8 protein-coding genes are annotated in these 11,403 nt (G+C 44.8%); 4 read left to right on the top strand and 4 right to left on the bottom strand.

The annotated features are described in order from the left end of the window. Positions 1-209 precede the first annotated feature (209 nt). Genes B4K20_RS13005 through B4K20_RS12990 form a run of 4 tightly spaced genes read left to right on the top strand, consistent with a single transcriptional unit; the run spans position 210 to position 3,342 of the window. Positions 210-857 (top strand): adenylate kinase, encoded by a 648-nt coding sequence (locus B4K20_RS13005; RefSeq protein ID WP_286303921.1) that lies wholly within the window; start codon positions 210-212, stop codon positions 855-857. Between the two features lie 43 nt (positions 858-900). Beyond that, positions 901-1,761, top strand: coding sequence for a PfkB family carbohydrate kinase (locus tag B4K20_RS13000; protein WP_289243187.1), 861 nt, complete (start codon positions 901-903; stop codon positions 1,759-1,761). Continuing rightward, a complete protein-coding gene (locus B4K20_RS12995) occupies positions 1,758-2,105 on the top strand; it encodes a Rieske (2Fe-2S) protein (RefSeq protein ID WP_289243186.1) in 348 nt (115 codons plus the stop codon). The genes B4K20_RS13000 and B4K20_RS12995 overlap by 4 nt, the downstream gene beginning before the upstream one ends. Before the next feature lie 34 nt (positions 2,106-2,139). Next, positions 2,140-3,342, top strand: a complete 1,203-nt coding sequence (locus tag B4K20_RS12990; RefSeq protein WP_289243185.1) for a permease — start codon at positions 2,140-2,142, stop codon at positions 3,340-3,342. Here the strand turns inward: B4K20_RS12990 and B4K20_RS12985 are convergent. From B4K20_RS12985 to B4K20_RS12970, 4 genes are all read right to left on the bottom strand, one after another. Beyond that, on the bottom strand, positions 3,332-5,365 hold the full coding sequence (locus B4K20_RS12985; RefSeq protein ID WP_289283194.1) for a tRNA(Met) cytidine acetyltransferase TmcA: 2,034 nt from the start codon (positions 5,363-5,365) through the stop codon (positions 3,332-3,334). The two genes, B4K20_RS12990 and B4K20_RS12985, sit on opposite strands and share 11 nt — an antisense overlap. 10 nt (positions 5,366-5,375) lie before the next feature. Next, on the bottom strand, positions 5,376-5,594 hold the full coding sequence (locus B4K20_RS12980) for a SlyX family protein (RefSeq protein WP_286303914.1): 219 nt from the start codon (positions 5,592-5,594) through the stop codon (positions 5,376-5,378). Further along, complete coding sequence (gene metH, locus B4K20_RS12975; protein ID WP_289283193.1) at positions 5,594-9,292, bottom strand: methionine synthase; 3,699 nt, start codon at positions 9,290-9,292, stop codon at positions 5,594-5,596. The genes B4K20_RS12980 and metH overlap by 1 nt, the downstream gene beginning before the upstream one ends. Before the next feature lie 127 nt (positions 9,293-9,419). Continuing rightward, positions 9,420-11,403 (bottom strand): methyl-accepting chemotaxis protein (locus B4K20_RS12970; RefSeq protein ID WP_289283192.1); only part of this gene is annotated, 1,984 nt, incomplete at its 5' end.

The raw sequence follows: 11,403 nt of genomic DNA, 5'->3' as shown, positions 1-11,403 counted from the left end.
CATCTTGGTATCTTCCGTGCCCTTCGGACATAGTGGCGACAGCCATGTTCCTCCGCTAGACCCAGCAGCTTGGGATTTGCTGGGCTTGAATGAATACCAAATTCCGGATTTACTCAGGCAGGTTGCCAAACAAATCCAGCGTTTGGAATCCGTTATGATGACTGAGCATTAGAGTTCAACATAAAATTAATCTATTTAAGAGGCTAACAATGAGAACGGTTCTTCTCGGTGCCCCAGGCTCCGGTAAAGGCACACAAGGCGTTGTGTTATCAAAGAAATTCAATATTCCACAAATCTCTACGGGTGATTTACTGCGTGCGGCAGTAAAAGCGGGATCAGAGTTAGGCAAACAAGCCAAAAGCGCGATGGATGCGGGTGCTCTGGTATCGGATGATATTGTTATCGGTCTGATTCGCGAGCGTTTATCAGAAGAAGATGCTCAAGATGGTTATATTCTTGATGGGTTCCCACGCAATATTGCCCAGGCAGAAGCCTTAGACAGCATGCTTGAGCAATTAGGCCAACCTTTGCAGGGTGTTGTGTTACTAGACGTTCCTTTTGAAGAGTTAATGCAACGTTTAACTGGTCGTCGTACCTGTAAAGACTGTGGTGCCATTTATAATATCCACCTGTCACCACCTAAAAAAGAAGACCAATGTGATAGCTGTGGCGGCGAATTATTTCAGCGCGCTGATGATAATGAAGAAACCATTGGTAATCGTCTGAAAGTATACGAAGAACAGACTGCGCCATTAATTGGTTACTATCAAAGACAGCATAAGCTTCACGCCATTCCTGGCACAGGTGATATTGATGAAATCACCAATGCCGTCGGTGCTGTTTTCGATAACATCTAATCCATCAACACAGATACCGGCCCTAAAGGGCCGGCTTCACTTTATGGCAAATATTTTAGCTGTCGGTATCGCCACCATAGATATCATCAACCGTGTTAACGGCTATCCTCACGAAGATGATGAGATCAGAGCTATCAGCCAGAGTATTCGTCGTGGTGGAAATGCGACAAATACACTGGTCGTTCTCAGTCAGTTAGGCCATCAATGCGCCTGGTCTGGCGTGTTGATTGACGAAAGCGATGCCACTATTGTTAAACAAGATCTAGACGTTCATCAGATCAGCTATCGATTCTGTAAGCAACTCTCTACAGGTAAGTTACCGACCTCTTACATCACGGTGAGCAAGCCAACAGGCAGTCGCACCATCGTGCACTACCGTGATTGTCCCGAGCTGGATTTTCACTTTTTTTCACAACAAGATCTGGCTGGCTTTGACTGGATTCATTTTGAAGGTAGAAATGTCGATGAGCTCGACAAAATGCTGCGATGGTTAAAAACACATTACCCACACTTACCTTGTTCTCTGGAAATAGAGAAACCACGTGAAGGTATAGAAAAACTGTTTCCTCTGGCAGATGTACTGTTATTCTCTAAACCTTATGTGCTCAGTCAGGGATATGACTCCGCTGAGCTGTTTCTTCAGAGTTTATCCCTGCCGAGTCTTATGACTTGTACCTGGGGTGAAACGGGGGCTTGGTTAAAAAACCATGATGTGCTCATTTTTAGTCCAGCTGTCCCTCCTAACGACGTGATTGATACGCTCGCCGCCGGAGATACATTTAATGCCGGCATCATTTCTGGAATGATAAAACAACTAACTGATGAAGAGACACTTTCGTTTGCTTGTCGCCTGGCAGGCAAAAAATGTGGCCAGGAAGGACTGGAGAATTTATTACCGTTATGACAGAAATCTATCTTTGTAATAAAAATGAGCTCAAGGAATACCAAACGCGGGGGTTTAACATTGAGCTGGAAGACGATAAAACACTGGACTGTTTTTTACTGAAACAAGATGGTGAGGTGCGAGCTTATTTAAATTTTTGCCCTCATTTAGGTATCCCACTGAACTGGCAACCCGATCAGTTTATGTCGCTGGAAGGAACCCATATCCAATGTTCAACTCACGGTGCTTTGTTTCAACTGGAAGACGGTTACTGCTTTTCAGGCCCCTGCCGGGGGGAAAGTCTCACACCGCTTAACATTAAGGTTCTAGCATCGGGCGAGGTTTACCTTATTTCCATCTCCTGATACGGTAGATTTATACCTTCCAGGGGAGATTATTTTGCAACTATTGGAAAAATGGTCTGAAGCCTCTCTAACCAGTCTTGGTTTTTTCTGGATGGCGTTGTGGGCATTTATATTTGGCTACATCGTCAGCAGTATTATTCAAGTCATGGTCTCTCGAAAAGAAATGCGAAAGCTTATGGGAGGCGATGATCTTAAATCCATATCAACAGGCACACTATTCGGCTTTATATCTAGCTCATGCAGTTTTGCTGCTTTGTCCACCACACGTGCCTTATTCCAAAAAGGCGCCACTTTCGCCGCTTCTATGGCTTATATGCTGGCTTCAACGAATCTGGTTATTGAACTGGGTTTTGTCATCGCCATTTTTCTAGGCTGGCAATTTGTTATTGGTGAATACCTAGGCGCAATTTTATTAATTCTGATCGCTTGGTTGTTTATTTACTTAACCAACCCTAAATCCCTGATAAAGCAGGCTCGTGATAATCAATCTGAGGATATGCAGGCAAATGAGTCTGATGGACATGCATGGTCACAACTATTCAGCCGAGATATCTGGCAACAAATCAGTCAGAAATATGTCATGGAATGGCAAATGGTATGGAAAGATGTACTAATTGGCTTTACTGTTGCCGGTATCATCTCTGCTTTTGTCCCTGATGCTTTTTTTAAATGGCTATTCATCGGCGCAGGCACAGACAATCCAGACTTCTGGTCAGTCTTACAACAAACATTAGTGGGTCCAATCGCTGCTTTTTTCACTTTCATTGGCTCAATGGGTAATATTCCTCTGGCTGCTGTTTTATACGGCCAAGGAGTTGCCTTCGCTGGTGTGATGGCTTTTATTTTTTCTGATATGGTCGTTCTGCCAGTGCTTCGTATTAATGCCAAATATTACGGTTGGAAAATGGCCTTATTCATCCTTATGATGCTGTTTATCTGCCTGGTAATAACATCACTGTTACTTCATTATGGCTTTCAATTATTTGATGTATTACCTAATCCTGAAAACTGGTCATCACCTGCTGAGCAAGACCATTTCAAACTCAACTATAATTTCTTTTTAAATATTGGCTTTTTACTTATTTCAAGCTATCTTTTTTATGACTGGAAACGGTCACAATCAGGCCAACATCATCAAACGTCACTTTCCCTTGGAAAAATAGTAATGAATACACTTGTTACTTTATCAGGTATCTGGTTAGTTGGTGGGGTGATAGTCAAACTGCTTATGAACTAATATCTGCTTCGAAGTCGAGTAATTGACTTACCGCTTTTCTTAATTGTGTAATGATCTGTTTTCGACCAGATAGTTTGAGTTGCTTAGCCGCTTTATCAAATGGCAAACCTTGCAGAATCAACATAATCAATAATTGTTGCTGCTCTTTATGTAACTGTTCAAATCCTGGGCTGGATAGTTGAGACCTGAACCACTGCCATAATGCCCACTCCGAGGACTCATAAGGACGCTGCTTGAATGCAAAACTCTGTATCTGCGGCAACACATCAATACTGAAGGTTTCGTCATCAAGCAATGTCTGGCTAATCTGAATTACCGACTCAGCATCCAGCTCATCCCATTGTCTGCTTAATAAAAACGACCACTGACAAGATAATATTTTACGGGCCTTATCAACCAGGGTCTGCCCCCTTGGCGTCAATGCTTTTAACATCATCACCGATAAACTGCCGGACACCTCATCACGATGTTGACCCAGCCGAACAGTTTCAAATCCGGCTTTGTGCCAGAAATGTAACAAATCCTCCGACATCGCAAAACTCACTCCCACCACATCTGTGTCATCAGTCATTTCGGCAACAGCGCATTTTAATAAATACTGTCCCCAACCTTTCTGCTGAAAGTCAGGGTGTACCGCTATACGACTAATACGCTGATAGTCACACTGTGCCGCATCAATGATTCCCGTATGCACTAATAAAGATTGTGGCAGCAAATGGCCCTTCAACCGCCGTTGACCGTCATAAACAGCCTGAGCAAGCGTGTCCTCAAGCTGCGGTTCGGCGATAGTCCACAGTGTGGCGACGGCTTTACCCTGAAAACGTAAAACACCTATTCGTATATCAGGCTGGTCCAATAACATATGTAAATCAGAAGGTCGTGTACGATAATGCGCCAAAGCCATTAAACCGAAGACTTGCCTGAGCAGGCTTTCATCATTTAATAACTGCCCTTGTTCAAGCTGAACATAGTTCAGCTCATTTAAGGTTGCAGCGTCAATCTCTTGGCTATCAATCGGCTCAGCATCCAGTAATAAAGCCGCAAAACAGAACTGCTCAACGATATCTCCCTCACCCCAGCGAATAGGCTGTTGTAGGCTTAAAGCTCGCCAGTCCGGTGCTAACTTATCCAGTGTTTTATAAAACCGTAAAGCAAACCCTCGCCCGGTGCCTTCATAACCATGGATAGTTGAGCTGAACACCAAACGCGAATATTGAATCAGGTATTGCTCCAACATATTAGCTGGGATAGCAGCAGCTTCATCGATGATCAATAAATCAGTAGTCGGTTGTGCCTGTAAAATGGCATCTGGTGCCATAAATTCAATCATGGCATCCTGCCATGTCACTGACGTTGCACTTAACTTACTTGATGGTAATTGCTGATGGGCATGAAAGAGTAACGTCTGGATATTAGCCGGGCTTGGTGCTGTGACCAGGACATGTTGTTTTCCAGCTTTGAGCAACTCAGCGGCAGCCATACCCAATAAGGCACTTTTCCCCCGACCACGATCCGCTGTTAACACTAACGGGCGACGGCGATGCCCCGTGACTACCCTCTGAACCAACGCTATCGCCTGCTCTTGCTCTTGTGTGGGCTCGATAATAGTGGTGGTTATATTCTTAGCGTGTAATTTGGATATAGAGGGTAAAGACTGCGGCTGATGGAATTGTTGAATTGCTGGAAAGTCAGTTGCAGTTCGAAGAAATCGTCTCAACCATCGGGTCGATGATAATGTACTGTTTAATAAAATAACGACAGTGCCACCAGCTTTGACACAGCCAACGACTGCGCCGAAGGCATCGGCATCAAACTTATTGCTTACCTCAAAAAGTAATAACTCACACTCTTGCCCTAAATGCTGGTGAGCCTGTTTAACATGCACTGTCTGATTGGTGTGCTCAGCATCACTTAACCAAAAACAGCTTGATGACGACACAGACTGGTACAAAGCGTATGCCTGCTGATAAAGCCATTCGATATCGCCTTGTATGATCCAACAGTGACGCTGTGGCAGTGACATACTTTATGGCTCAATAATGCGGTGGTATCTCATGTTCCTGACCATTATTACTCTGATGCATTGAGGTCTGCATAGTACGCATTTGCACCTTTAAGGTTTCAATGGCAAGTTCTAAGCGAGAAATTTGATCTTGCTGGCCAATAATCACTTGATTCAAGTCTTCCAGCAAACCATCCTGGAATGCTAAACGCGTTTGAAGATCAATAATGTCATTCTCATTTACCGTCATTAGTCATCTCCATCATAAGATAATGCCGGTCCCAACCAACGTTCAGCTGTTTGTTTATCCCAACCTTTTCGCTCAGCATAGTCTTCCACCTGATCCTGGTCGATTTTACCCAAGCCAAAATAACGTGACTCAGGGTGGGCAAAATAGAACCCACTGACAGCGGCAGTTGGCAACATGGCATAACTTTCTGTAATGGTCATATCGGCATGGGTAACAGGATCAATCAGCTCCCATAACAGACCTTTCTCAGTATGATCCGGACAGGCAGGATAACCTGGTGCCGGACGAATGCCCTGATATTTCTCATCAATCAAGGCATCATTGTCTAATTGCTCTTCTTTAGCATAACCCCAGAATTCTTTTCGAACCCGTTCATGCATGCGTTCTGCAAAGGCTTCTGCCAGACGATCCGCCAGCGCTTTCAGCATAATGCTGTGATAGTCGTCATGATCTTCTTCAAAGCGTGCAACGTGCTCATCAATGCCAATGCCTGCCGTTACGGCAAACGCCCCAATATAATCATTGACGCCCGTATCTTTTGGCGCGATAAAATCGGCTAAAGCGGCATTTGGACGACCAGGTGGACGCTCGGTTTGTTGACGCAAGCTATGCAACGTCATCAATACCTCATCACGGCTATCGTCACGATACACTTCAATATCATCGTCATTCACGCTATTCGCCGCAAAAAGGCCAATGACCGCTTTGGCTGTCAGCCATTTCTCATCGACGATTTGCTGCAACATTTTTTGTGCATCTTCAAATAGATGTGTGGCGTGCTCGCCAACCACTTCGTCGGTCAGAATACGAGGGTACTTGCCAGCCAGCTCCCAGGATTGGAAAAAAGGCGTCCAATCAATGCGATCCACCAATTCAGCCAGAGGATAGTCATCAAACACCTCCAGACCCAATTTAGCAGGTTTGGTTGGTTGATAAGCGGCCCAGTCAATCTTGGTTTTATTAGCTCGTGCTTCCGTGATACTTAATTGACGTCGACTGCTCTTACGTCCCTTATGTCTTGAACGCTTCTCTTCATAGTCTTTTTTCAGATCAGTAATAAAGGCATCACGTGTATCTTTGGTGACTAAACGTTGAGCCACACCCACCGCACGTGACGCGTCTTTTACATAGATACTGCAGCCATGATAGTTCGGTTCAATTTTCACGGCGGTATGGATTAAAGAAGTAGTGGCTCCACCAATCATCAGTGGGGTTTCCATGCCTAGTCGTTCCATTTCTTTCGCGACATGCACCATTTCATCAAGTGATGGCGTAATCAGACCAGACAAGCCGATAATATCGACTTTTTCTTCGCGTGCCGTATCAAGAATTTTCTGCGCTGGCACCATTACGCCAAGATCAATCACTTCAAAGTTATTACATTGCAATACCACGCCCACGATATTTTTACCGATATCATGTACGTCACCTTTGACGGTGGCCATCAAAATCTTGCCGTTATTTTTGCTATCGTCGCCCTCTTCTTTCGCTGCTTCGATAAAGGGCATCAGATACGCAACAGCTTTTTTCATTACACGGGCAGATTTGACCACCTGAGGTAAAAACATTTTACCTTCGCCAAACAAATCACCCACCACGTTCATACCGTCCATCAACGGCCCTTCAATCACTTCCAGTGGTTTGGCAAATTGTTGGCGCGCTTCTTCTGTATCGTCTTCAACATAATCCGCAATGCCTTTTACCAAAGCATGCTCAAGACGCTTGACGACAGGTAGCTCACGCCAGGCCAAGTCTTCCTGCTTAGCCACACTGCCACCTTCGCCTTTGTATTTTTCGGCGAGTTCCAGCAATCGGTCAGTAGAATCTTCACGGCGGTTTTGGACGACATCTTCTACGGCTTCACGCAATTCTTCAGGCAGATCATCATAGATAGCCAGCTGGCCAGCATTCACAATCCCCATATCCATGCCCGCTTTAATCGCGTGGTAGAGGAAAACCGCATGAATCGCTTCACGCACCGGATTGTTACCACGGAATGAGAATGAGACGTTGGAAACACCACCACTGATCAGCGCATGTGGCAGACTTTGTTTAATATCGTGAACAGCCTCAATAAAATCGACGGCGTAATTATTATGCTCTTCAATACCTGTGGCGACGGCAAAGATGTTGGGATCGAAGATGATATCTTCTGGTGGGAAATGAACTTTCTCTGTCAGCACCTCATAGGAACGTCGACAAATTTCCAGCTTACGTTCACGTGTATCGGCCTGACCGACTTCATCAAAGGCCATCACAATCACCGCTGCACCATAACGGCGAACCAATTTGGCCTGTTCGATAAATTTATCTTCACCCTCTTTCAGGCTGATGGAGTTAACAATGCCTTTACCTTGAATACATTTCAGACCTGCCTCGATAACGTCCCATTTGGATGAGTCAATCATGATAGGCACACGGCTGATATCTGGTTCAGCAGCGAGTAAGTTAAGGAAGGTGACCATGGCCTCTTTCGAGTCCAGCATGCCCTCATCCATATTGATGTCAATGATTTGAGCACCGTTTTCTACTTGCTGACGCGCCACTTCCAGTGCCGTATCGTAATCGCCTTCTTTGATTAGCTTGGCGAAACGCGCCGAGCCCGTGACATTGGTACGTTCGCCTACATTCACAAATAAACTGTCAGGGGTAATATTCAGAGGTTCTAAACCACTCAAACGGCAGTGATGTAGATTCTGCTTTGGCTGACGAGGCTGAATACCCTCTACTGCATCAGCAATCGCTTTGATATGAGCAGGGGCGGTACCGCAGCAGCCTCCAACAATATTTAAGAAACCAGACTCAGCCCACTCTTTAATCTGTGCTGCCATGACTTCTGGTGATTCATCATACTCACCGAACTCATTAGGTAAGCCTGCATTGGGGTGAGCACTGATATGACAAGTCACTACATTGGCTAACTCTTCCACGTACTGACGTAACTGCTCCGCACCCAGTGCACAGTTCAGGCCAATGCTCAGAGGCTGGATATGCGCCAGCGAGTTCCAGAATGCTTCGGCCGTTTGGCCTGAAAGTGTACGACCACTGGCATCAGTAATCGTGCCTGAAATCATGACCGGGATATGTACACCATTTCGTTCGCAGAACTGATCAATCGCAAACAAGGCGGCTTTGGCATTTAAGGTGTCAAACACCGTTTCGACCAGCAACAAATCAGCACCGCCATCAACCAAACCACGAATGGCTTCCATGTATGCATCAACCAGTTCATCAAAACTGACATTTCGAAAGCCAGGATTATTCACATCAGGAGAGATACTGGCCGTGCGGTTAGTTGGGCCCAATACACCGGTGACAAAACGTGGCTTGTCTGGGTTGTTAGCCGTAAATTCATCAGCCACTTCTTTAGCTAATTCGGCTGAGATTTTATTTAACTCATAAACCAGATCTTCCATCTGGTAATCAGCCATGGCAATTGACGTACCATTAAAGGTGTTCGTTTCAACAATATCCGCACCGGCTTCAAAATAGGCACGATGGATATCGCGAATAATTTGCGGCTGGGTCAAAGACAAAAGATCGTTATTGCCTTTTACATCACAGGGATGATCTGCAAATCGCGCACCACGAAAATCTTTTTCTTCCAGCTTATAACTTTGGATCAACGTCCCCATTCCACCGTCTAGAATCAGAATACGTTGCTCAAGTAAGGATTTAATTTGTTGATGCACAGTCATTTAAAGCAGATTTCCCATCTGGTAAAGCGATTATAAAAATCGCACAATTATACCAGATACTCATCACGACTTTTGAACTGTGACAGATTGAACTCAGCCAGCATCGCTACTGGCTGAGCATTAGAATTTATACCTTAAATGACGATAAGCCTGTTTGTAACTCATTGGCTGTGGCATCCAAATCGCTACCGACCTGACTGAGTTCTTTTGCACCCTCAGCTGTCTGCTGAACCAAATCCGAAATACGGGTTAAATTTTCACTGACATTTTCACAAACATTGCTTTGCTCTTCTGTCGCGGATGCAATCTGTAAGGTCATCTCAGAGACTTCATCAATCGCGGTTCTAATTTTGATTAAAGCGCTGGCAGCAGAATGCGCTAATTCCACGCTATGCTCGACCTGCTCGCCACTTTTCTTCATAGCGACAGAGGCTTCTTTATTTCCTTGGTTCAGTAAGGCCAAACGATTTTGAATCTCCACAGTCGCTGATTGTGAACGATTCGCCAACGCTCTCACCTCATCTGCCACCACGGCAAAACCACGACCTTTTTCACCGGCTCTGGCCGCTTCAATCGCAGCATTCAAAGCTAATAGGTTTGTTTGTTCAGCAATGCCCTGAATTTCGACCAGAATCTCTGCAATGGCGCCACTATTCTTGACTAGTTGATCCAATGCAGCTTCAGAGAGTTGAACACTATTTTTCACATCACTGATTGATTGGGCATTCTGACTCACCAGATCCGCACCCGCTTCTGTTGATTGATGCGCATCACTGACTAATGTTGCGGTGCGCTCTGCGTTACCAGCAATCTGCTGAGCTGAAGCCGACATTTCAGTGACTGCAGAGACCATCTGATCCAGTAAACTGCTCTGTTCATTCATCTGTTCACTGGTTTGTTGACTAATTTGCTTACCTTGAGCAGATAAGGCACTTATGCGATTACCAATCGGCAACATCCCCTTAATCAAAGTCTGTAGTTTTTGAATAAAGGTATTCAATAAATTTGCCAGCTTACTGGTTTCATCCTGACGAGTGACAGTAATTTGTTGTGTCAGATCCCCTTCGCCTCCGGCCAGTTTACCAACAATACCGGTCATATCATGCAGAGGTTTGACACTGCTTTTGGCAACAAACCAGACAATGACCACACCAATCATCGCAAACAAAAAACCCAGCAGAGTCGTCTGACTGATAAAGCGTGATTGTTGCTGATCCATAAAGGCTTGTTGTTGCTGAAGATCAGCATAAATAACGGACTCAGGCACGGAGATATAAACAGTCCAATGAGTACCCGTATCACCTAGTTTGAAAGGTTTTAACACTTTCAAAGCATCATCAGCAGCAAAAATAGTACTCTCATCTGACATGGATAGATTGTTAACTTTACTCACAAGATCAGCGTCGACTGACTTCAGATTTTTACCGACTAATTCTGGATTCTCACTATCAGCAACAATGACGCCCTTTGGACTAACTAATAAAATCTCACCAGCGCCGTCATAGAGCTGTTTATCGACTTTCACGATATTGGACTGTAGGAAGTCAGCACTGATATCAATCCCTGTCATACCAATAAAATTACCATTCTTCGTTACTGGTACAACCATACTGGTTAGCAATACATCCTTCCCATTTATCGGATAGATATAAGGGTCAACAACGCAGCTTTTGTTGGACTCTTTGGGACATAAATAATATTCACCGGCTCTCACACCATTATCGTCAAGCGTCTGGTCTTCTAATCCAACTAAACTCTCGACGGTGAAACCATCATTATCGCCATGAATCACATAGGGTAGAAACCGGCCACTCTTATCACTACCAACGGTTGATGGATACAAAGCATCTGAAAAATCAAACTTATTGGGTTCAAAGGCAACATAGGTACCCAGGAAATTAGGACTCAGATTCAAGGTCTTTTTTAGGGTATCCAAAGCCAGTTGACGTTTGTCTATAGTATTAGAAACACTGGCTAACGATTGCATGGACATCGACGTAGATGTGGCCACGTTCAATGCTTTCTCCAGAGGGACGAGCAGGCTGGCACTGGTATCACTGGCGAGTAGTCCGAGATAAGATTCCGCCTGATTTTTTGTCAGTTCGCTATTG

It is taken from the genome of Methylophaga sp. UBA5088, assembly GCF_002414625.1.
GTDB classification, from domain to species: Bacteria; Pseudomonadota; Gammaproteobacteria; order Nitrosococcales; family Methylophagaceae; genus Methylophaga; species Methylophaga marina.
The sequence above is the reverse complement of the archived record's forward strand: the minus strand, read 5'-3'. Positions and strand labels throughout refer to the sequence as shown.

What these genes read in the sequence shown, in the direction of transcription:
- B4K20_RS13005 (WP_286303921.1), top strand. Translation starts at nt 210, where the DNA reads ATGAGAACGGTTCTTCTCGGTGCCCCAGGCTCCGGTAAAGGCACACAA.
- B4K20_RS13000 (WP_289243187.1), top strand. Translation starts at nt 901, where the DNA reads ATGGCAAATATTTTAGCTGTCGGTATCGCCACCATAGATATCATCAAC.
- B4K20_RS12995 (WP_289243186.1), top strand. Translation starts at nt 1,758, where the DNA reads ATGACAGAAATCTATCTTTGTAATAAAAATGAGCTCAAGGAATACCAA.
- B4K20_RS12985 (WP_289283194.1), bottom strand. Translation starts at nt 5,365, where the DNA reads ATGTCACTGCCACAGCGTCACTGTTGGATCATACAAGGCGATATCGAA.
- B4K20_RS12980 (WP_286303914.1), bottom strand. Translation starts at nt 5,594, where the DNA reads ATGACGGTAAATGAGAATGACATTATTGATCTTCAAACGCGTTTAGCA.
- metH (WP_289283193.1), bottom strand. Translation starts at nt 9,292, where the DNA reads ATGACTGTGCATCAACAAATTAAATCCTTACTTGAGCAACGTATTCTG.